The organism is Mesorhizobium sp. M0808 (assembly GCF_040320025.1).
GTDB lineage: Bacteria > Pseudomonadota > Alphaproteobacteria > Rhizobiales > Rhizobiaceae > Mesorhizobium.
Genome location: NZ_JAMYOX010000001.1, coordinates 236,715 through 260,063, shown reverse-complemented (window position 1 = coordinate 260,063; position 23,349 = coordinate 236,715). Strand labels below are relative to the sequence as shown.

Here is a 23,349-nt window from a genome sequence, read left to right as displayed (position 1 = left end):
GAGTGCTTCAGAACTTCATTCCAATTTTAGGTTTGCGAGCTAGGCTAGGAGCGTAATGCCGGCGTATGAAAGGCAGATGTCGGGAGGAACCGCGCCACGGCGCGCGCTTTCGCGCGCCCTGCTTTTCGCATTGTTGTGCTCTACGGCACTTGTTGCCGAAACCGGAAGTGCGGCAGCCTTCGAGATTTTCGGCATCAAGCTGTGGGGATCCAAAGACGAAGATGCCGATATCGTCGACCCGCTGCGCTATGCGGTGACGATCGAGGCGCCGGACGCCGACAAGGATCTCGCCGAGAAGCTCGAAAACGCCTCGGCGCTGAAGGCCGACGAGGAACACCCGGTATCCGGTTCTCTCGGCCTGCTGGCCAAGGCGCGCAGTGACCGTGAGCAACTTGTTGCCGCACTCTACACTGACGCCCGCTACGAGGGTGTCGTCACCATCACTATTCAGGGCAAGCCGCTCGACGATCTGCCGCCCGATGCCGAGTTTTCGGGTCCGCAGCCGATACCGGTGGTGATAAGCATAGCAGCCGGGCCGAAATTCACGCTTGGCAACATCAGACTGGAAGGCGATGCGGCGGGGCTGGCAAGTGCCGATTTCGGCCTGATCGCCGGCGGTGACGCCAGTTCGGGCGCCGTGCTCAAGGCCGAGGCGGCGATCGTGCGGGCACTCAAGCAAGAAGGCAGGCCGCTGGCCAAGGTGACGGGCCGCGAGATCGTCGCCGAGCACGCCGGTTCGACGCTCGACGTGACGCTTGCCGTCGCGGCCGGCCCGGTCGCCGGCTATGGCGACACCACTGTCGAGGGCACCGAAAAGGTCGACCGCGACTTCACCGAATATATGACCGGCCTGAAGCGCGGCCGCCAGTATTCGCCCGATGAGATCGACGACGCGCGCGACCGGCTGCTTGGGCTCGAGGTCTTCAACAGCGTGACGGTGAAGGAAGCCGACGCGCTCGACGCCGAGGGCAACATCCCGATCGGTGTCGAGGTCAGCGAGCGCAAGCCACGCTATTTCGGCATTGGCGGCAGCTTCTCAAACACCGAGGGGCTGGGCCTCGAAGGCTATTGGGGGCACCGCAATCTGTTTGGCCGCGCCGAAAAGCTGCGCATCGACGGCAAGATCAGCGGCATCGGCAGCAACGACTTGACCCAGCTCAATTACAATGCCGGCGTCATGTTCGAAAAGCCGGGCGTGGTCGGGCCGGCGTCGAAGTTCATTGCCAGCGTCAATACCGTGCTGGAGCACCCCGACGCCTACGACCATTTCTCGGTCAAGGGCAGCACCGGCCTATCCTACGAACTCGACAAGAAGCAGACGGTTTCCGCGCAAGTCGCGCTGGATTATTCGAGGATCCACGACGCTTTCGGCAAGCACACCTATCTGATCGCCAGCATTCCACTGCAATATGTCTACGACAATCGCGACAGCAAGCTCAATCCGACCCGGGGCTTCAGGGTGCTGGCCTATGGCGAGCCGAGCTACGACATTTTGAGCGGGGCTGCGTTTGTCAAGCTGAAGGGCGAGGGGTCGGCCTACCAGTCACTCGATTCGGCCTCGAAATTCGTTTTCGCCGAACGTGTCGCCATCGGCTCTATCATCGGCGCCAGTCTTCAAGATGTTCCGGCAGATCGACGCTTCTACTCAGGCGGCGGCGGTTCGGTGCGCGGCTATGCCTATCAAGGCATCGGCCCGAAGGACAGCAATGGAGAGCCGATCGGCGGGCTTTCGTTCTTCGAGACCTCGGTCGAGATGCGCATCGCCGTCACCGACAAGATCGGCGTCGTGCCGTTCGTCGATGCCGGCACGGTGTCGACCAGGCAGGTCCCCGATTTTTCGGACATGAAGGTCGGCGCGGGTGTAGGCTTGCGCTATCTGACGGCGTTCGGGCCGCTGCGCGTCGACGCGGCGGTGCCGCTCAACCGCGGCCCCGACGATCCTCATTTCGGCATTTATGCCGGCATCGGCCAGGCATTCTGATGGCAATATTCAGGCGCATCCTCCGTATCCTTTTCTACACGCTGCTCATCGTCGTGGCAGCGGCGGTGGGGGCGCTCGTCGTGCTGACCAAAACCGAGCGCGGCCGCGAAAACCTTGCCGGCATCATCTCGACCATGGCCTCGACCGGTGATCGCAAGGTCACTGTCGTCGGCATCGACGGTATCTGGTCGGGCGCGCTGAGGGTCGATCATGTCGTTCTGGAGGATCGCGAAGGCGCCTGGATGGTGGCGCGCAACGTGGCCGTCGATTGGTCGCCGCTGGCACTCCTGTCGAAGAGCTTCAGCGCCGATCGCATTGGGGCCGAGCGTATCGAGTTGGCAAGGCTGCCGGTGGCCAATACACAGTCGAGCCAAAGCGGAGCGACGACGCTGCCGGTTTCCATCGACGTCAGGCAACTCGACCTTCCCGAAATCGCGCTCGGGCAGGCTCTGGCCGGCAGCGGTGTCGCCGAACTTGCAGCCAAGGGAGCGCTCAAGGCGGACGCCTCACCATTGGCGATCGAGACCAACCTCAACATCGTTCGCCACGACGGCAAGCAAGGCACGGTCGACGCCAAAGCCCATTTCGCGCCGGCCGACAACAAGCTCGACCTCGACCTTAAGGCATCCGAGCCGGCCGGCGGCTTAATCGCCAACCTGCTCAACCTGCCGGGCGCGCCGCCGGTCAACATTGTCGTTTCCGGCACCGGACCGCTCGCCAACTGGAATGGCATCGGGACCTTCGTTGTCGACGGCCGGATCGTCACCCAGCTTACCGGTCGCCATCAGCTCACCGACAAGGGTCATTATGTCGAGGCCAACGGCGATGGCGAATTCGAGCGCTTCCTGCCCGAAACCCTGAAACCGCTGTTTGCCGGCAAGACCAGCTTCGACCTCGCCGGCACGGCGACCGCGGCCGGCGGCGTCGATGTCGAGCGCGCCAATATCGACAGCGGCGCCTTGCACGCGACCGCCGCCGGCATTGTCGATCCGAACGGCGCCAGCGACCTTTCGGTGAAGCTCGCCGCAAAGGGGCCGCCGATCGTGCTCAGCCTCGGCAGCGAGGCGCAACCGATAACCGTGGCAATCAAGGATGCCACGGCCCGCGCTTTCGGCGATGGCAAGGCGCCGATGGTGGATATCGGCGCGTCGCTGGTCTCGGTGGTGGCGGGCGGCACGCGGGTGGACGACCTGATCGGGCAAGTGCATTCCGATGGTTTCGACATCCAGAACCGTAGCGGGCCGGTCACCATCAAGCTGACGGCGGCCGGCCTGAACACCGACGTCGCGACTTTGGCGCCGCTGATAACGGGCAGGGTCAGCGCCGGTCTCGCCGGCTCCGTCAGCAAGGAACAGATTGTCGTCGACGAAGGCACGCTACGCAGCGACGCGCTCAATGCGTCCGTAACAGCCACAGTGGCGCTTGCCGATCTGTCGATGACGCTCAAGATGAATGCCGACGCGGCTTCGACGGCGCTGCCGCCGCAAATCAGCTCGGTTCTCGGCGAGCGCGTGCAGTTTTCCGCAACCGCGACACGCGACCCGGACGGTGCGTTCGCCGCCAACGCATTGCAACTCACCTCCGGCACGCTTAGCGCCAGCGGCACCGCCAGTGCGCAAGGCACCGATATCCGGGCCGATATCAAGGGTACGCTGGGCGACGTGTCGGTGCTGTCGCCGCTGGTCGGCGCCAAGGTCGGCGGCGCCGTCGGTTTCGGGCTTACCGCAAGCGGCGCGCGCAGCGCACCGGATTTCTCGGTTTCGGCCAACAGCGACAGCCTAACGGCGTCCGGCCATGCGGTGAAGCAGATCAAGCTGAGCGCGAGCGGCAAGGCCGATATCGCCAGTCCCGCCGCCGATGTCTCGCTGACCGGCTCGGTCGACGACCAGCCGCTCGACCTCAAGGCATCGCTGGTCACAACCGACGGCAAGCGCTCCATCAATGGACTTGCCGTCTCGTTAGCCGACAACAAGGTCTCCGGCGACCTCGGGCTCGACGACAACCTGCTGCCGCTCGGCACGTTGACCCTCGATGCCGCCGATATTGCTCCGCTGGCCGCACTCGCAGGCCAGTCGGTAGCCGGCGACGTGCGCGGCACCATCCGCTTTGCGAACGACAACGGAGCGCCGACGGTCGCGATCGATGCGACGAGCGCCGTGATTTCGCGCGGCGAACTGGCGGCGAAGACAATCGCCGTCAACGCGCTGGTCGCCAATTATCTCAAAGCACCGGCAATCGCCGGCAAGATCAAGGCCGACACGATCACCTCCGGAACCACGGTGATCAGCGGCATCGATGTCGACCTGAAGCGCGATGGCGACTGGACCGGCTTTAGCGGCGGCGCCACGGTCGCCGGCATTCCGGCCAGCGCGTCCGGGCGCGTCAGGGTTGCGAACGGCACCACCAGCATCGAGCTTGCCTCGGGCGAGGCGACCGTCCGCGGCATCAAGGCAGCTGTCGCGCAGCCATCAGCGCTGACAATCGCCAATGGCAGGGTGAGCATAGAGAAATTGGCGCTCGGTGTCGGCGGTGGTTCGGTTGCCGTGTCGGGTACGGCCGGCCAGACGCTCGATCTCGCTGCCACCTTGTCGGCGATGCCGGCAGCGCTTGCCAATGATTTTTCACCGGGTCTCGATGCCGTCGGCGCGCTCAGCGGCACCGCGCAGGTCACCGGATCGTCGGCTGCCCCAGATATTCGCTTCACCGCCCGGCTCAGCGGCGCCGAAACCAGCCAGACCCGGCAGGCTGGGCTCGGGCCGCTGGATATCGACGCGGCAGGCCGTTTCTCGTCGGCCAGCGGCCTGGCCATCGAGCAGGCGACGCTTGCCGGCGAGAAAATCTCCGGCAAGGCAGCCGGCACCATCAATCCGAACGGTGCCAGCGATTTTTCGCTCGACCTGGCCTCTACCGGTCCGAGCCTGCCGTTGTCGCTTGGCAGCAAGGAGAGCCCGATCAAGCTCGAGCTACAGGCGATATCGCTAACGGCGGCCGGGCAGGGCGCCCAGCCGAAGCTCGACATTTCCGCGACGCTGCCATCGGCCGCCACCAATCTAGCTACGATCGAGGGCATCACGCTTGCGCTGCACTCCGATCGCTTCGACGTGAAAGCCCGGACCGGGCCGATCTCTGGCTCGGTGACCGCCGAAAAACTCGGCATCGACAATCCGACCGTCGCGCCGCTGATTGCAGGGAAAATCACTGCCAAGCTCGCCGGCAGCCTTGCCGCCGATACCATCGTCATCGATAGCGGCACGGTGACCAGCGACGCGTTGAACAGCGGCTTCAACGGGCGGGTCTCGCTGGCCGACGGCGCCATCGACCTCAATGTCAAGGCGGACGCCACCTCGGCGGCACTGCCGGGGGCGGTACGTGGCGTGCTCGCCGAGCGAACGCAATTCAGTGCCGCGCTGAAGCGGGACGCCAATGGCAATGTCACCGCCAATACCGTCAGGCTGTCGTCCGGTTCGCTGACGGCAGACGGCCAGGCGAGCCTTGCCGACAACAAGCTCAGCGCCGACGTCAAAGGCGCGCTAGGCGACGTCTCGCTGCTATCCAAGGACGCCAAAGGCGCCATCTCTTTCGCGCTGAATGCGCAAGGCGCCAGCACCGCGCCGGATCTGTCGCTGAGTGTCAACAGCGACAGGCTTTCGGTCGCGGCGCGCGAGATCACCGGTCTGAAGCTCACTGCCACCGGCAAGGCTAATGCCGCCAACCCGGCTGCGAATGTGCAACTCACCGGAAATGTCGGCGGCCAACCGCTGCAGGGCAGCGCCGCGCTGGCGACATCGGACGGCAAACGCGCCATCAATGGACTTTTGCTGTCGCTCGGCAAGAACCGTATCTCCGGCGACCTGGCGCTCGACGATGCCTTCCTGCCGGCCGGCACCGTGGCGCTCGACCTGCCCGATATCGGTCCGCTTGCGGCCCTGGCACTGGAAAAGGCCGATGGCGATGTGCGCGGCACGATCGCCTTCTCCAAGGCGGGTACCGTGCCGCAAGTCGCCGTCAAGGCGACGACGGCCTCGATCTCGCGCGGCGATGTCTCGGCCAAGGCCGTGAGCATCGATGCGCTGATCGCCAATTATCTGGCGGCACCGGTGATCTCGGGCAAAATCCGTGCCGACAGCGTAACTTCCGGCGGCACGGCTATTCGGGGCGTCAACGTCGATCTCAAGCGCGACGGCGAATGGACCGGCTTTTCCGGTGGCGCCACCGTCAAGGATATTCCGCTGAGGGCGGCCGGCCGGGTCAAGGCGGTCAAGGGCACGACGACGGTCGAACTTGCCTCCGGCGAGGCGACCATCCGCGGCATCAAGGCGGCCATCGCCCAGGCCTCGACCATCAACATCGCCAATGGAGTGACCAGCCTCGACAGGCTGGTGCTCAACCTCGGCGGCGGCACGGCGACGGTCACGGGCAAGGCTGGGCAGGCGTTCGACCTCAACGCGACACTGGCCCGCGTCCCGATCTCGATAGCCAACAGTTTTTCGCCGGGCCTCGATGCCGCCGGCTCCATCTCGGGCACGGTGAAGGTGACGGGGGCGCCGGCCAATCCGGCCGTTGCCTTCAAGATCGACGCCGCAGGCGTTCAGACGTCGCAGACCCGCGATGCAGGTTTCGGCGGCATGGGCGTCTCATCCTCAGGTACGTATTCGGGCAACAGGCTGACCTTCGACGCCAACATGAGCGATGCCGCCGGTCTCGGCCTCAAGGGCGGCGGCACGATGACGACATCAGGCGGACCCACCCTTGATCTCAACTTTTCCGGCAAGGTGCCGTTCGCCTTCCTCACCAGGACACTCGCTGCGCAAGGCCTGTCCTTGAGCGGCACGGCCGACGTCAATGTGCAGGTGCGTGGCCCGGCGACGTCGCCGGTGATCTCAGGCACGGTCCGCACGTCGGGCGCCCGTCTGGTCGATGCGCGATCGGGGCTTGCGATCAACGACATCACTGCCGATGTCGCTATCGGCAATGGCGTGGCCAGGATCAACCGCCTAACCGGCACGCTGTCGACACGCGGCAGCCTTTCGGCCAGCGGCACCGTCGGCATCGATCCGGCAAAAGGTTTTCCGGCCGATCTGTCGATCAAGCTCGTCGACGGCCGCTATACCGACGGCAAGGTGGTCACCGCCAATCTCGGCGGCGACCTGACCGTCAAGGGACCGCTCACCTCCGCGCCGGTGATTTCCGGTACCGTCAACCTGGCCAAGACCGTCATCACCGTACCCGAAAGGCTGCCCGGCTCGCTGGCCGAGCTCAACGTCAAGCACAAGAATGCGCCGGCAGCCGTGCGTGCACAGGACAAGGCGTTGCGCCCGGCCGCAGCAAGCAGCGGCGGTGGAGGCAGCGGCCTCAACCTCGACGTCACGGTCAATGCGCCGAGCCAGATCTTCATCCAGGGCAGGGGCGTCGACGCCGAGCTCGGCGGTTCGCTGCGGCTGACCGGTCCGGCATCGTCACCCCAGGCGGTCGGCACCTTCACCTTGCGGCGCGGGCGGCTGACGATCCTTGCAAAGCGGCTGACCTTCACCGAAGGCACCGTCGGCTTTTCCGGCTCTCTGGTGCCCTACCTCAATCTCACGGCGCAATCGAAGACGACCAGCGCCACCGTGACCATCGTGGTGTCGGGCGAGGCGAACAACCCGAAATTCACCTTCTCCTCGGTACCGGTGCTGCCGGAGGACGAGGTGCTGGCGCAGCTGATCTTCGGCCGTTCGATGTCGAACCTGTCGCCGCTGCAGATCGCGCAGCTTGCCGAGGCTGCCGGACAACTGGCCGGCGTCGGCGGCTCGACCTCCCTGCTGCAGAACCTGCGCAGCGCGATCGGCGTCGACGATCTCGACGTGATCACCGACGAAGAGGGCGGCACCGCCGTCTCGGCGGGCAAGTATCTCAACGACCGCACCTATGTGACGATCCAGAAGGGCGACAGGCCGGGCTCGGGCAAGGCAACCGTCGATCTCGACGTTGGACGCGGCGTCAAGCTGCGTGGCGAGGCAACCGACGCCGGCGAAGCCAAAGGCGGTGTTTTCTACGAACGGGAATATTGAAACCGGCCGTTCGCGCAGAACAACTGGTTGCCTGAAGAACGAGCGGCGCAGCGGCGAATGTCCCAGTTTAATTGCCCGTTGAGATTTCAGACGAAATCCCTGGCGCAGTAGCAAATTTGCGCCAAGACTGTCGTTATCGCGCGAACCGCCCTGCTTTCAAAGTTGCACATTCCTTGGCATGTTCCCAATCCGTGCCGTCTTTGACATCATGGCGCGGATGCGGAATGTTAAAAGGCAGAAAGCCAACAATGGGAGTTAGTCATGACGATCTACAAGAGTAACGGCGACCGCGTTCCCGATCACATCCTGGCCATGGCCGAAGATGCCAAGGCAGGCAAGATGGATCGTCGCGAATTTCTGGCTCTCGCCAGCGTTTTCGGCGCGTCGACGGCGATGGCTTATGGCATGCTTGGCCTCGCAGACCCGACGCCGGCCAAGGCGGAAGAGGTGAAGGGCAAGAAAGGCGGCATACTGAAGGTCGCGCAATGGATCAAGGATCCGAAGGATCCGCGCAAGTCCGACTGGTCGGAAATCGCCAATGCCGAGCGCCAGGCGCTCGAGCCGCTGGTCAAATACACCACCGAATACACGTTCCGCCCCTATCTGCTGGAGAGCTGGGACGTGAATGACGACGCTACCGAATACACGCTGCATGTGCGCAAAGGCGTCACCTGGAACAACGGCGATCCGTTCACCGCAGACGACGTCATCTTCAACCTCAAGCGTTGGGCCGACAAGAAGGCCGAAGGCAATTCCATGCCGGGTCGCCTCGGTTCGCTGGTCAAAGACGACAAGCTGGATGAGAGCGCGGTGACCAAGGTCGATGACCACACAATCAAGCTGACGCTCAGCAAGCCGGATATCGCCCTCATTCCCAACGTGTGCGACTATCCCGGCCTCATCGTCCACAAGACGTTCGACGAAAAAGGCGGCGACTTCAAGTCCTGCCCGATCGGCACTGGCCCGTTTGAGTTGGTCTCCTACGATGTCGGCCAGAAGGTGGTCTACAAGCGTCGTGAAGATAACAAATGGTGGGACGGCGAGGTCTTCCTCGACGGCATCGAGTTCATCGACTACGGCACCGATCCGGCGGCCATGGTCAGCGCCTTCGAGGCAGGCGAAGTGCACACCAACTTCGAAACCTCGGCCGACTATGTGTCCATTCTCGACGGCATGGACTTGGCGAAGTCGGAGGTCGTCACCGCGTCGACGATCGTCTGCCGCACCAACGTCACCAACAAGCCTTACGGCGACCAGAAGGTTCGCAACGCCCTGCAGCTCGCGGTCGACAACAATGTCGTCCTCCAGCTCGGCTACGGCAATGCCGGCACGGTTGCCGAAAACCACCATGTCGCCCCGATCCATCCGGAATACTACGAATTGCCGAAGGTTGCTCGCGACCCAGCCAAGGCAAAGGCGCTGATGGCGGAAGCCGGCCAGGCCGATTTCGAGCACGAGCTGATCACGGTCGACGAAGACTGGCACAAGAACACAGGGGATGCGATCGCCGCGCAGATGCGCGACGCCGGCATCAAGGTCAAGCGTACGGTGCTGCCGGGTTCGACCTTCTGGAACGACTGGACGAAGTATCCGCTGTCGATGACCAACTGGAACATGCGGCCGCTCGGCGTCCAGGTTCTGGCGATCGGCTATCGCACAGGTGAGGCCTGGAACGAGACGGCCTGGTCGAATCCGGAGTGGGATGCCAAGCTCAACGCTGCGCTGGCAGTTGCCGACGCCGCCAAGCGCAAGGAAATGATGAAGGATATCGAGCAGATCCTGCAGGATTCCGGCATTATCATCCAGCCTTATTGGCGCAAGCTCTACAGCCATTCGGTCAAGGCGGTGCAGAACTACAAGATGCACCCGACCTTCGAGCGCGACTACGGCAAGGTCTGGCTCGACCAGGCCTGACCGGACGATCCGGAAAGGGGCGTCTCGCCCCTTTCCCTCGCTCTTTGCATGGTCCTTGGACCGGAAGTCGGCGCAGCAAAAAGTTGCGGACTCTTCGGCCTGGGTCTGCAATAAAAAGGGTATTGCATCTGGGACTGGTCTGAAGGCTTGTTCTGCCGCTGGCGGCAGCGCACGGCTTGCAAACCGGTTCCACCCCCCAACCCGACCGGCAGGGGACCGCCATGCTTTCTTTCGTTATCAGGCGTCTCGGCACCATGGCATTGACGATGCTGTGCCTGACGATGATCGTCTTCTTCCTGGTCAATCTCGGGCCTAATCTGAAGAAGCTCGCGATCAGCCAGACCGAAATGCACACATCCGCCGAGCAGCTTGAGGATTGGCTGGTCAACCATGGCTATCGGCAGAATTTCTTTATCCGCTACGGCCAATGGCTGGGCATCATGCCCAAGCAGCCGGTGACCGACCCGGCGACCGGCAAGCCCGCACAGCGTTTCTCCTTCTGCAACGATCCGGTCGTGCCGACATTCTCCGGCATCCTGCAAGGCGATTTCGGTTGCTCGACCAAGTTCAAGACGACGGTCGCTTCGAAACTCTTTCCGGCGCTCAGCGCCACCGGCATCCTGATGCTCTGCGTGCTGGCCGTAATGGTGCCGATCTCGCTTTTGATCGGTATTCTCGCCGGCATGCGCGAGGGTTCACGCACCGACCGCACATTGTCGGTGGCTTCGATCGCCTCGACGGCGACGCCCGAATATGTTTCGGGCGTTATCTTCACCGTGATCTTTGCCTCCTGGCTCGGCGTGCTGAACGGTTCGGCGGCCTCGGCCAGCCAGGGCATCACCTTCTATAATTTCACCTTACCGGTGATGACGCTGGCGATATACGGCATCGGCTACATCGCTCGCATGACCCGCGCCTCGATGGTGGAGGTGATGACACAGCAATATATCCGAACCGCCCGGCTGAAGGGCCTCTCCTTCGGCAGCGTGGTGATAAAGCACGCTCTGCGCAACGCGCTGATCGCGCCATTCACGGTCATCATGCTGCAGTTCCCCTGGCTGCTCACCGGCGTCGTCATCGTCGAGGTGATGTTCCGCTACCAGGGGTTCGGCTACACCCTGGTCGAGGCCGCCGGCAACAACGACATCGATCTTCTGCTCGGCTGCTCGCTGGTCTCGGTGTTTATCGTCCTGATCACACAGCTCATCTCCGATGTCGGCTACGCGTTCCTCAATCCGCGCATCAGAGTTCAATAGGAGACCGGCGGATGCAGGTCGAATATCTCAGCGCCTTCAACGTCGTACTCGGCGTGCTTACCCGCTTCTGGCCGGTCTGGATCGCTCTCGCCCTGGTGATGGGGGCGAGCTTCGGCTACAAGAAGAAGCTAGGCCTTTACGGCCAGCTTTTCGACAGCGGCGTCGGCATCGTCGGCGTCGGCATCTGCCTGTTCTGGCTGTTTACGGCGATCTTCGCGTCGACCATCTCGCCCTTCGATCCGCTCGCCCAAGTGCCGATCATGAAGGACGCGCTGCCCGGCGCAATCGAGCCGGCGTCGAAACTTGTATACTATTTCGGCGGCGACAAGCTCGCCCGCGACGTGTTCTCCCGCATGGTCTATGGCAGCCAGATCGTGCTGATCATCGCGCCGGCGGCGACCGGTTTTGCGCTGATGGTCGGCATTACGCTCGGCCTGCCGGCCGGCTATTATGGCGGCAAGATCGATACGGTGCTGTCCTTCCTCGCCAACCTTGTGCTGGCCTTCCCGGTGATCCTCCTGTTCTACCTGCTGGTGACGCCGGGCATCATGGACACGCCGATCCCCTACGCGATGGCAGGGCTGTTCTTCCTGTTTCCGATCATCTTCTTCAGTGTGCTGTTCTGGACGCGCTACAAGAACCGCCCCGACCGCCTCTATATCCTGCTTGGCCTGACGTTGGTACTTGGCGGCTGGATCTATGCAGGCCTTGTCTTCGATGCCGATCCGTTCAAGATCATCCACATCGATCCCAACCAGCTCAACATCTTCGTGGCGGTGGTGTTCGCCTCCAGCCCCGGCGTGTTCCGCATCGTGCGCGGCCTAGTCATGGATATCAAAACGCGCGACTATGTTGCGGCGGCACAAACGCGCGGTGAATCGCCCTGGTACATCATGCTGTGGGAGATATTGCCCAATGCGCGCGGGCCGCTGATCGTCGACGCCTGCCTGCGCATCGGCTACACCACGATCCTGCTCGGCACGCTCGGCTATTTCGGGCTGGGACTGGCGCCGGAAAGCCCGGACTGGGGCACGGCGATCAAGGATGCCAGCCGGCTGCTGCGCTCCTTCATCCACCCGGCGCTGCCGCCGACGATCGCATTGATGTCGTTCGTGCTCGGCCTCAACCTCCTGGCGGATTCGTTGCGCGAACAGTCTATGAAAGATTGATGCCGGGAAGATCGATGCCGGGTTCGGCCCGACATGCCTGAAGAACAAGGATTGGAGCGACCCATGAATGAGGCAGTTCGAAATCCCGCCAAGCCAACCAATGGGCCGACCAATGGGCCGATCATCGAGATCGAGAACCTGTCGATCTCCTTCTTCACCCGCAAGGGCGAGATCCCGGCCGTCATGGATTTTTCCTGCACGGTCATGCCTGGCGAGGCGATGGGTATTGTCGGCGAATCCGGCTGCGGCAAGTCGACCGTGTCGCTCGGCATCATGCGCGACCTCTCCAACATCGGAAAGATCGTCGGCGGAAAGATCAAATTCCAGGGCAAGGACATGGGAGAACTGTCCGACGAGGAACTGCGAGCTATCCGCGGCAACAAGATCGCGATGATCTACCAGGAGCCGATGGCCAGTCTTAACCCGGCGATGAAGGTCGGCCAGCAGCTGATGGAAGTGCCACTGATCCACGACAAGGTGTCGAAGGACGAAGCTTACAAACGCGCCTTGGAAATGGTGCGCGCGGTGAAGCTGCCGGATCCCGAGCGCATCATGCGTTCCTACCCGCACCAGCTTTCCGGCGGCCAGCAGCAGCGCATCGTCATTGCCATGGCGCTGCTGTCGAAGCCTGCGCTGCTTCTGCTCGACGAGCCGACGACAGCGCTCGACGTGACGGTTGAGGCCGGCATCGTCGACCTGGTCAAGGGGCTGGGCGAGAAGTTCGGCACCTCGATGATCTTCGTGTCGCACAATCTCGGCCTGATCCTGGAGACCTGCGACCGCATCACGGTGATGTATTCGGGCGAAGCGGTGGAGACGGGCAAGATCAAGGACGTCTTCGACCGGATGCGCCATCCCTACACGCAAGGCCTGTTCCGCTCGATCCCGCTGCCGGGCGCCGACAAGAATTCGCGGCCGCTGATATCCATCCCGGGGCAGTTGCCGCTACCGCACGAGCGGCCGAAGGGCTGCAATTTCGGCCCGCGCTGCCACCATTTCGTCGAGGGCGTCTGCAACGCCGCCGAAATTCCGATGATCGCGGTCGAAGGCCATGACGGGCATTTCTCGCGCTGTGTGCGCTTCAACGAGATCGACTGGGAGGCGCTGCCACCCGGCGCCAAGAAGGTCAACGAGCGGGTGGTGCCCGGTGCGCCGGTGCTCCAGATCGAAGACCTCAGGAAGTACTACAAGGTCGGCGGCAGCGAAGTGTTCGGCTCGAGCGAGGGCCGTGTCGTCAAGGCCAACGAGACGATCTCGTTCATGGCGCGCGAATCCGAAACCGTCGCGATCGTCGGCGAATCCGGCTGCGGAAAATCGACCCTGGCCAAGGTGCTGCTCGGCCTCGAAACGGCAAGCTCCGGCCGCGTCAAGCTCGGCAACAAGGAGATCCAGTCGACCGGGATCGAGAAGCGCAGCGTCGACACGGTGTCGTCGATCCAGATGGTGTTCCAAAATCCGTTCGACACGCTCAATCCCAGCCATTCGGTTGGTTCGCAGATCATCCGTACGCTGGAAAAGTTCAATGTCGGCGACACGGTGGCCGACCGCCGCAAGCGGATGCTGGAACTGCTCGACCTGGTGAAGCTGCCGAGGGCATTCGAGACGCGCAAGCCGCGCCAGCTTTCAGGCGGCCAGAAACAGCGCATCGGCGTGGCGCGTGCCTTTGCCGGCGATGCCAAGGTGGTGGTGGCCGACGAGCCGGTCTCGGCACTGGATGTGTCGGTCCAGGCCGCGGTGACCGAGCTCTTGATGGACATCCAGCGCAAGAACAAGACGACGATGCTGTTCATCAGCCACGATCTGTCCGTGGTGCGCTACATCGCCGACCGCGTCGTCGTCATGTATCTCGGCTATATCGTTGAGCAAGGCACGACCGACCAGATATTCGCGCCGCCCTATCACCCCTATACCGAGGCATTGCTGTCGGCGATCCCGATCGCCGACACAAGCGTGGTCAAGAAGCACATCGTGCTGGAGGGCGACATCCCTTCGGCGATGAACCCGCCGTCCGGCTGTCCGTTCCAGACGCGCTGCGGCTACAAGAAACTGGTGCCGGACAACCTTTGCGAAACCACGGTGCCGCCAGTCAAAAATCTCGGCGACGGCCATATGAGCTTGTGCTGGCTGTCCGACGACGTGCTGGCGAAAATGGAGCCGGTGATCAAATTCGACAAGGAGCACGCCGCGAATGAGGGCGTGCCGGATGATGCAAACCACGGTGTTGGCCCTGGCTTTGCCGGAGATCCGCCCAAGCGCCCGCATGGAAAGACTGGCAGCGTTGAAGCCGATGCCGAGGGTCAGGCAGTGGAGAATGCCGAAGCGGTCGCCAAAGCCCGCCGTCACGAGGTTCGCGACGAGGTTTCAGAGACCGGCACCTCAAGCTCTGCCGACAGCCAGGTGGCACCAATCATGCCGCCGACTGTCGGCGACGGCCGACAGGCCGAGGACGCCACGCGCAAGCCGCGCAAACCCAAGGGCGGCTGAGAGCCGTTAATAGGCTAGGGCGCGCATTGCCGTAGCTGCGCGGCGTAGTCCTGCGCCATCTGTTCGGTGGCATGCGCATAGCGCTGCACGTCGGCGTCGCCGCGATTGCCGCGCTTATAGGCATTCCAGCCGAGATAGTAGGCGAGATACAGATTGTAGGTGTCGTTGCGGGCGACGCCGAGGGTCTCGGCGGTCTTGGAATGATACCAGCCGACGAAATCGACGGCATCGGCAAAGCGGGTGCGGCGCGCCGCCCAGCTGCCGGTCTCGTTCTGGTATTGCGCCCAGGTGCCGTCGAGCGCCTGCGAGAAGCCGGTGGCGCTGGAGATATGTTTCCAGGGAATGAAGCCCAGCAGCTTGGTGCGCGGCGGCCTTGCGTTGCTCTTGAAGCCGGATTCCTTGCGCACCGTCGCCATCAGCACGGGAACCGGCACACCGTATTTCTGCTCGGTGCGTTGTGCCGCCGCCTGCCAATTGTCGAACCAGCCGTCATTCTGGTCGAAAACGGCGCAGACATCGTTGATGTGGTTCGGCGGCGTCGCGCAGGCCGAAAGCGCCAGCGGCACGGCAATCGCTACAATTTTACTAAAACTCAACCTACGCATTGCAAGAGCATTAGGCCGAAAACATAAAAGGAATCTTGCTGCGTTCCTTAACGGCTCATCGGCCGCTTTGCCTGACGCGGAACAAGTATAACCATTCCGACGTTTGTTGTCGCTTTTACCGATGTGAAATTCCCGGAATGCCGCCTTGGCTAAAATCACGCCCGCAGGTGGCGGATTCTTGACAGCTCGATCCTCGTGCCGGCGCTTTGATGCGCGGCATGAGCGAACCAAGACGCAAGCGCGGCGCCGAGCGAACCAGCAACAGGGGACCGACCGCCATCCCGCAACTGCCGCTCAGGCGGGTGACAAACCCTTATCCGCCGATGGCGATGCTCTCGGCCGACCAGATCGAGGCGATCCACCAGGCGTCGATGCATATCTTGGAGAATTTCGGCATCGAGGTGATGAGCCCGCGGGCGCTGTCGCTGTTCGAGAAGGCCGGGGCCAAGGTCGATCATGCAACGATGAACGTCCGCATCGATCGCGGCATGATCGAGGAAGCGCTGAAGACGACGCAGTCCAGCTATACGCTGACGCCGCGCAATCCCGCCCATGCCGTCCACCTCGGCGGCAATACCATCAACTTCACGCTCGTCGCCGGGCCGCCGAATGTGCACGACATGGAGCGCGGCCGCCGTGCCGGCAATTTGCGCGATTATTCCGATCTCGTCCGGCTGGCGCAGCATTTCAACTGCATCCACATGCTAGGCAACCAGGTCTGCGCGCCGGTAGAATTGCCGGCGAATTCCCGTCATCTCGACACCTATTTCGCCAATCTGACACTGACCGACAAAAGCTTTCACGTCTCGGCCATCGGCCGCGGCAGGGCGCTCGACGGCATCGAAATGATGGCAATCGCGCGCGGACTGACGCTTGACGAGATGCGCGACGATCCCGGCGTCACCACGATCATTTCGGTCAATTCGCCGCGCCGCTTCGACGAGATGATGGCCGAGGGGCTGATGACGATGGCCGAGTTCGGCCAGTCGGTGGCGGTAACGCCATTCACGCTGATGGGGGCGATGAGCCCGGTGACGCTTGCCGGCGCGCTCGCCCAGCAGAATGCCGAGGCGCTGTTCGGCGTGGTGCTGACGCAGCTCGTCCGCCCCCGCGCGCCGGTGATGTATGGCGCCTTCACCTCCAATGTCGATATGAAATCGGGAGCGCCGGCGTTCGGCACGCCTGAAAACACCAAGGCGAATATCGCGTCCGGACAGTTGGCGCGGCGTTACAACCTGCCTTATCGCACAACGCCGGGCTCGGCTTCCAATGCCGCCGACGCGCAAGGCGCCTATGAGACGCTGATGGCGCTGTGGGGCGCGGTGCTCGGCCATGGCAACCTCGTCTACCATGCCGCCGGCTGGCAAGAGGGCGGACTGACAGCGTCGTTCGAAAAGTTCATCATCGACGTCGAGATGATCCAGCACATGATGGAGTTTTTGCGCCCGATCGAGGTCAACGAGGCCGAGCTTGCTGTCGAGGCTCTGGGTGCGGTTCCGACCGGCGGCCATTTCTTCGGCGAGCCGCACACTCTGGAGCGCTACGCCACAGCCTTCTACCAGCCGATGCTGTCCAACTGGCAAAATTTCGAGGCCTGGCAGGAGGCTGGCGGGCTCGATGCCACGGCGCGGGCGACGAGGCTTTGGAAGAAGGCGCTGGAGGACTATGTCGAGCCGGTGATGGAAGTCTCCAGGCGCGAGGCGCTTGAGACGTACGTGGCCAAGCGCAAGGAAGCGATCGGGCAAAGCGAGCCGTGATGATCGAAGGCTTGCGCTCGTGGGGCTCCTCCCCGAATTCATCGTTCCCATCCAACTCGTTGACGTCAGAGAGAATCCCATGAAATCGCATGCAAAGGTCGTGGTTATCGGCGGTGGCGTTGTCGGGTGCTCCGTGCTGTTCCATCTGGCCCGTCACGGCTGGACCGACATCGTGCTCCTGGAGCGCAATGAATTGACCTCCGGCTCGACCTGGCACGCCGCCGGCGGCATGCACACCATCAATGGCGATCCCAATGTCGCCAAGCTGCAGAAATACACAATCTCGCTCTACAAGGAGATCGAGGAACTGTCCGGCCAGGCGACCGGCGTGCATTTGACTGGCGGCGTCTTGCTGGCAGCGACGGAGGCGCGGCTCGACTGGCTGCGCGGCGTCGTCGCCAAGGGCCGCTATCTCGGCATCGAGCTCGAGGAGATATCGCCTGACGAGGCGGCCGAGCTGATGCCGTTGCTCGATCCCAAGCAGTTCGTCGGTGCCGTCCGCAACAAGGAGGACGGTCATCTCGACCCGTCCGGCGTTACCCACGCCTACGCCAAGGCGGCGAGGAAGCTTGGTGCCGAGGTCGAGCGTTTCACCAAGGTCGAGGACATTGTGCGGCGCGCCGACGGGCTGTGGCGCGTCATCACCAACAAGGGCGAGGTTGTGGCCGAACATGTCGTCAATGCCGGCGGCCTGTGGGCGCGCGAGGTCGGCCGCATGGTCGGGCTGGAGCTGCCGGTGCTGGCGATGGAGCACATGTACCTGATCACCGAGGACATGCCGGAGGTCGCCGCCTGGAACCTGAAGACCGGCACGGAGATCATCCATGCGGTCGACTTCGACGGCGAGCTCTATCTGCGCCAGGAACGCGGCGGCATGCTCATGGGCACTTACGAAAAGGCCAACAAGCCATGGTCCGAGTTCCAGACGCCATGGAATTTCGGCCACGAGCTGCTCGAACCCGACATCGACCGCATCGCACCGTCGCTGGAGGTTGGCTTCCGGCATTTCCCGGCGTTCCAGAACACCGGCATCAAGCAGATCATCAACGGACCCTTCACCTTCGCACCGGACGGCAATCCGCTGGTCGGGCCGGTGCGCGGCCTGCCGGGGTTCTGGGTGGCCTGTGGTGTCATGGCGGGGTTCTCGCAGGGCGGCGGCGTCGGGCTGGCGCTGTCGAACTGGATGATCGAAGGCGATCCCGGCGCCGATATCTGGGCGATGGATGTGTCGCGCTACGGTGACTGGGCGACGATGGCCTACACCAATGCCAAGGTGCGCGAAAACTATTCGCGGCGGTTTTCGATCCGCTTCCCGAACGAGGAACTGCCGGCTGGGCGACCGCTCAAGACCACGCCGGTCTATGATCTGTTGTCGGCCGAGGGCGCGCAATGGGGCGTCGCCTATGGGCTGGAAGTGCCGCTGTGGTATGCGCCCGAAGGGGTCAAGGACGAATTCTCCTGGCGCCGCTCGAGCGACTTCGAGCATGTCGCGAATGAGGTCAAGACCGTTCGTGAAGGCGTTGGCCTGTCGGAAATCTCGTCATTCGCCAAATACAGGGTAACCGGCGAGGGCGCTGCAGCCTGGCTCGACCGCCTGCTTGCCTGCAAGTTGCCAAGGCCCGGCCGCATGACGCTGGCGCCGATGCTGAAGGAAGACGGAAGGCTGATTGGCGATTTCACGCTGGCCAATCTCGGCAGTCCAAATTCGGAAAGTGACGATTGGTTCCTGGCCGGCTCCGGCGTCGCCGAGCAGTACCATATGCGCTGGTTCGAGGCGCATCTGCCGCAGGACGGCTCGGTCAGTATCGAAGCGTCGGGAGCAAAACTCACCGGCCTGTCGATCGCTGGCCCCAAGGCGCGCGACGTGTTGGCAAAAGTTACGCGGGCGGACGTATCGAATACGGCCTTTCCGTTCATGGCCATCAGCAGGATGGATATCGGCATGGCGCCGTGCCTGGTCGGGCGCGTCAGCTACACCGGCGACCTCGGCTACGAGATCTGGGTGGCGCCGGAATATCAGCGTGCCGCCTATCAGGCGCTGATGGCGGCGGGCGAGGAATTCGGCATCGGCCTGTTCGGCTCGCGCGCGCTCAATGCGCTGCGGCTCGAGAAGAATTACGGCTCATGGGCGCGCGAATACCGGCCGATCTATGGGCCGCTGGAGGCCGGCCTCGACCGCTTCGTCGCCTACGGCAAAGAGGCCGATTTCATCGGCAAGCAGATGGCGCTGGCCGAGCGCAAGCAAGGCGGCAGACTGCGGCTGCGGGCCTTTGTCGTCGATGCTGCCGATGCCGACGTCATCGGCGACGAGCCAATCTGGTACGGCGGTGCCGTGCGCGGTTGGGTCACGTCGGGCGGCTACGCGCATCATTCGAAAAAGTCCGTCGCCATCGGCTATGTGCCGAAAGAGATTGCCGACGAAGCCGACGGCTTCGAGATTGAGCTTCTGGGCAAACGCCACGCTGCGCGCATGCAGCCGATCCCGCTGTTCGACGCGAATTTCGAGCGGATGCGTGGGTGACGTTTCAGGCACCGCGGCGGTTGTCCAGCGCCAGGGCGCCGGCGCCGGCGAACGCCAGATACAGGAAGATGAAACAGAACGATATTGCCGCATCGCCGCCATTGTTGACCGGGAAAAAGTCGCGCGGCATGTGCGCCATGAAATAGGCGATCGCCATCTCGCCGCTGAGAAGGAATGCCACCGGTCTGGTGAAAAGCCCCAATACCAGCAGGATGCCGCCTCCGAATTCCAGGATGGCCGCGGTCAGCGATAGCCCGCTCATGGTGCCGGCATGGTCGCCGACGGGGAAATTGAACAGTTTCTGGGTGCCGTGCTCAATGAACTGCAGCGCCGTCATGATGCGCAAGGCGGCAAGGGCGAACGGTTGATATCCGGCGAGGCCTTCGAAAAGCTTCATCTACGACTCCATTTTCACCTAGCCCGGCCATAGGTCATCGCCAAAGACCGGACCATTCACATAGTCCGGCCTGCATTCAACTGTCGGTGAGTGAGTCGTGAGGCGTGCTGCAGCCTTGGGGCCGCACGATGGCGGCCCCGCGATCAGCGCGGCCGTTAATGCCCGGGCGCTGTCAGAGCAAAGTGCGCGCCTTGCGGGTCTGTGCACTGTACGATCCAGCTGCCGCCGGGGACCTCCATCGGACCCATCAGGATCTTGCCGCCATTGTCGGTGACGCGCTTGGCTGCCGCGTCGATGCCGGGCACGTTGAAATAGAACTGCCAGACCGGCGCCGGGATCTGCTCGGGCTTGTTCATCATGCCGCCAACGGGCTCGCCGCCGAAGGCGAAAAGCTGATAGACGCCCATCGGACCCATATCCATGGCGTCGCCCTTCTCCCAGCCGAACTGGCTGGAATAGAAATCGAACGCCGCCTTCCAGTCTGACGTGTAGAGCTCATGCCAGCCGATGTTGCCGGGGGTCGCCAACTGTAGCGGCGGCTGGTCGGGGCCGCTGGGCTGCAGGAAGTTGAACATCGCGCCTTGCGGGTCTGCAACGACGGCGAAGCGGCCGACGCCAGGAATGTCGTCGGGCTCGCGGTGAACCGCGCCACCAGCCTTCTTGAGGGAGGCCGTTGCGGCATCGACATCCCTGGTGAGGATATAACCGACCCAGGCCGGCGGCATGCCCATCTTGCGCGCGTCATCGGGCAGCGTCATCAACCCGCCGACGCCGCGCTCGCCGACATTCATGACGATATAGCGCGGCATGCCCTGGGCCCCTTCGAAAGGCTGCCCCCTCCAGCCCACCACGGAGGTGTAAAACGCCTCGGCGGCGTCGAGATCGGTGGTCATCAGCTCGTACCAGAAGAAGGGCATGGGGGACTGTGGCATTGTCGTGCTCCTTGCGGTTTGTACATCGATCATGCGCGATCCATTCTAGGACGATCTTCACGACGAAAATCCGACAGCCAACCAAAAAAGATGACGGCAAATTGGAAATGTTACCGGGTTGCGCGCCCGCGGTTTTCGACTTTGCTCGCAGTCAACGAGGGGTTGTTGATCCATGCGCCGGATGTCGCTCACTTCCCTGACCAGAGCGGACCATCACCAGTCTAAGGCCTATCCCGCTGCCCGGAATGGTTGTGGAAGGCGTGGTGCGCAACGCAGTGATCAGATCCAAGCGGCTATGGCTTCACGAGCAATCACCTCTACCGTGCATTCGAGACTGAGCAATAGGAAATGCGAACAGTCGTCTGTCGGCCCGGGTATTGATCGCAACCAGTGCGAGTTCTCGACTCGGAGGAGGGGCCATCTATAGGAGGCTTGCCTGCCAGAGCCAATCAAGGGGATTGAGCTGCTAGCGCTGACATGGGTCACTCCCAACATGTCGTCATAAGCCGAAATTGCTAGCACTCCGTGGAAGTTGATCTTGAGGGTTCGTTCGGACGTCCCGACGAAGAAGTCGCCTTCGACGGCCAATTCAAAGTAGTTGTCGGATTTCAGACGCCACACCTGGCAGGCAGCCAGCGGTAAATCTTGCACAGGCTCCCACCGCTGAACCGCCTCCTGAACAATGTCCATCACCTTCTCCAATGTTTGAAAGTCGCGCACGATGCTCAAGCGCCTACCGCCCTGATAGCCAATTCTGCGCGCCGCATCCTTGAGGCGCAACGGACGGTGCTCAAAAAACATGAGTGCATCTATCATGTTTTGTTCAGCCCTTTCAGCGGTTTGCACCGAAAATTGACCAATTGATAAAAAAATAAAACGTGCTAGCCTTCCCCAAAACAAGAACATAGGGAACTGACGATGCCAGAAGGCCAGTTCAAGCAAGGCATTGCCGGCGGGCGGCTCTCGCCGGACCAATATGCTGATAACTTCGCCGACCTGCACCCGCCGCTCGATCATCACGAGGCGCTGGTCGAGTCCGACCGCTGCTATTTCTGCTATGATGCGCCGTGCATGAATGCATGCCCGACCTCGATCGACATCCCGCTGTTCATCCGCCAGATTTCGACGGGCAATCCGATCGGCTCAGCCAAGACTATTTTTGATCAGAACATTTTGGGCGGCATGTGCGCCCGCGTCTGCCCGACCGAGACGCTGTGCGAAGAAGTCTGCGTGCGCGAGGTGGCCGAAGGCAAGCCGGTGCAGATCGGTCGCCTTCAGCGCTACGCCACCGATGTCGCCATGGCCGAAAACAAGCAGTTCTACGAGCGCCCCGAACCGACCGGCAAGACGGTCGCCGTGGTCGGCGCCGGACCGGCGGGGCTTGCCGCCGCGCATCGGCTCTCCCGCTACGGCCACGACGTGACCATCCTGGAAGCTCGGCCAAAGCCCGGCGGCCTCAATGAATACGGTATCGCCGCCTATAAGAGCGTCGACAATTTCGCCCAGGCTGAAGTCGACTATGTCACGTCGATCGGCGGCATCGACATCCAGAACGGCAAGGCGCTCGGCCGTGATTACCAGCTGTCGGATCTGACCAGGAATTACGATGCGGTGTTCCTCGGCATGGGGCTTGCCGGCGTCAATGCCTTGCGAGCGGATGGCGAGGAGGCGCCGGGCGTCAGCAATGCTGTCGAGTTCATTGCCGAGCTTCGCCAGGCCAGTGATCTGGCCAGCCTGCCGGTCGGCCGGCGTGTTGTCGTCATCGGCGGCGGCATGACGGCGATCGACGCGGCGGTGCAATCGAAGCTGCTCGGAGCCGAAGAGGTAACGATCTGCTATCGGCGCGGCCCGGAGCACATGAACGCCTCCGAATTCGAGCAGGATCTGGCTGCCGCCAACGGCGTCATCATCCGGCACTGGTTGCAGCCGAAGCGGGTCATTGCCGACGCCGGCAAGGTGTCGGCGATCGAGCTCGAATACACCGCGATGGACGGCGACCGGCTCGTCGGCACCGGCGAGCGGCTGACGTTGACCGCCGACCAGGTGTTCAAGGCGATCGGCCAGAGTTTTGTCCCGGCTGCGCTCAACGGCAGCGGGGCTTTGCTTGACCTGGAAGCCGGCCGCATCAAGGTCGACGCCGAAGGCCGCACCTCGCTGCCAAACGTCTGGGCCGGCGGCGACTGCATCTTTGGCGGCGACGACCTGACAGTCTCGGCCGTCGCACAAGGCCGCGACGCGGCGGAAAGCATTCATCGGGCACTGACCTCGAACGGGAGGGCATGA

The 23,349-nt window shown here is 62.9% G+C and carries 13 protein-coding genes; 9 read left to right on the top strand and 4 right to left on the bottom strand.

The window, feature by feature from the left end; genetic code table 11:
- The first annotated feature begins 55 nt into the window (after window positions 1-55).
- The 6 genes from NKI25_RS01235 to NKI25_RS01210 all read left to right on the top strand — a co-directional run bounded on the left by NKI25_RS01235 (window position 56) and on the right by NKI25_RS01210 (window position 14,854).
- On the top strand, window positions 56-1,981 hold the full coding sequence (locus NKI25_RS01235; protein ID WP_352571778.1) for an autotransporter assembly complex protein TamA: 1,926 nt from the start codon (window positions 56-58) through the stop codon (window positions 1,979-1,981).
- Window positions 1,981-8,031, top strand: a complete 6,051-nt coding sequence (locus tag NKI25_RS01230) for a translocation/assembly module TamB domain-containing protein (protein ID WP_352997841.1) — start codon at window positions 1,981-1,983, stop codon at window positions 8,029-8,031. The genes NKI25_RS01235 and NKI25_RS01230 overlap by 1 nt, the downstream gene beginning before the upstream one ends.
- Window positions 8,032-8,292: 261 nt before the next feature.
- Window positions 8,293-9,945: an ABC transporter substrate-binding protein gene (locus NKI25_RS01225; RefSeq protein ID WP_352997840.1), complete on the top strand. Its 1,653-nt coding sequence runs from the start codon at window positions 8,293-8,295 to the stop codon at window positions 9,943-9,945.
- Window positions 9,946-10,166: 221 nt separating this feature from the next.
- Window positions 10,167-11,201 (top strand): ABC transporter permease, encoded by a 1,035-nt coding sequence (locus NKI25_RS01220; RefSeq protein WP_352997838.1) that lies wholly within the window; start codon window positions 10,167-10,169, stop codon window positions 11,199-11,201.
- 11 nt (window positions 11,202-11,212) lie between these two features.
- The gene (locus tag NKI25_RS01215; protein ID WP_023675848.1) at window positions 11,213-12,370 is read left to right on the top strand and encodes an ABC transporter permease; all 1,158 of its coding nucleotides are present in this window, start codon (window positions 11,213-11,215) and stop codon (window positions 12,368-12,370) included.
- Window positions 12,371-12,433: 63 nt separating this feature from the next.
- Entirely contained in the window at window positions 12,434-14,854 is a 2,421-nt protein-coding gene (locus NKI25_RS01210; protein ID WP_352997836.1) for a dipeptide ABC transporter ATP-binding protein, read from the top strand.
- A 14-nt stretch (window positions 14,855-14,868) separates the two neighbouring features.
- Here NKI25_RS01210 and NKI25_RS01205 read toward each other — a convergent pair whose 3' ends face one another.
- Window positions 14,869-15,459, bottom strand: a complete 591-nt coding sequence (locus NKI25_RS01205; protein ID WP_023675850.1) for a transglycosylase SLT domain-containing protein — start codon at window positions 15,457-15,459, stop codon at window positions 14,869-14,871.
- A 218-nt stretch (window positions 15,460-15,677) separates the two neighbouring features.
- Between NKI25_RS01205 and NKI25_RS01200 the strand changes: the two genes are divergently transcribed.
- Window positions 15,678-17,216: a trimethylamine methyltransferase family protein gene (locus NKI25_RS01200; RefSeq protein WP_352997834.1), complete on the top strand. Its 1,539-nt coding sequence runs from the start codon at window positions 15,678-15,680 to the stop codon at window positions 17,214-17,216.
- A 79-nt stretch (window positions 17,217-17,295) separates the two neighbouring features.
- Entirely contained in the window at window positions 17,296-19,737 is a 2,442-nt protein-coding gene (locus tag NKI25_RS01195; RefSeq protein ID WP_352997832.1) for a GcvT family protein, read from the top strand.
- A 4-nt stretch (window positions 19,738-19,741) separates the two neighbouring features.
- Here the strand turns inward: NKI25_RS01195 and NKI25_RS01190 are convergent, their stop codons facing one another.
- From NKI25_RS01190 to NKI25_RS01180, 3 genes are all read right to left on the bottom strand, one after another.
- Window positions 19,742-20,134: a DoxX family protein gene (locus tag NKI25_RS01190; protein ID WP_352456225.1), complete on the bottom strand. Its 393-nt coding sequence runs from the start codon at window positions 20,132-20,134 to the stop codon at window positions 19,742-19,744.
- Window positions 20,135-20,289: 155 nt separating this feature from the next.
- Window positions 20,290-21,066 (bottom strand): VOC family protein, encoded by a 777-nt coding sequence (locus NKI25_RS01185; protein WP_352647022.1) that lies wholly within the window; start codon window positions 21,064-21,066, stop codon window positions 20,290-20,292.
- Between the two features lie 279 nt (window positions 21,067-21,345).
- On the bottom strand, window positions 21,346-22,008 hold the full coding sequence (locus NKI25_RS01180) for a hypothetical protein (RefSeq protein WP_352589360.1): 663 nt from the start codon (window positions 22,006-22,008) through the stop codon (window positions 21,346-21,348).
- On the opposite strand from NKI25_RS01180, the gene NKI25_RS01175 reads away from it, so the two are divergent.
- A complete protein-coding gene (locus NKI25_RS01175) occupies window positions 21,985-23,349 on the top strand; it encodes an NAD(P)-dependent oxidoreductase (RefSeq protein ID WP_352456222.1) in 1,365 nt (454 codons plus the stop codon). The two genes, NKI25_RS01180 and NKI25_RS01175, sit on opposite strands and share 24 nt — an antisense overlap.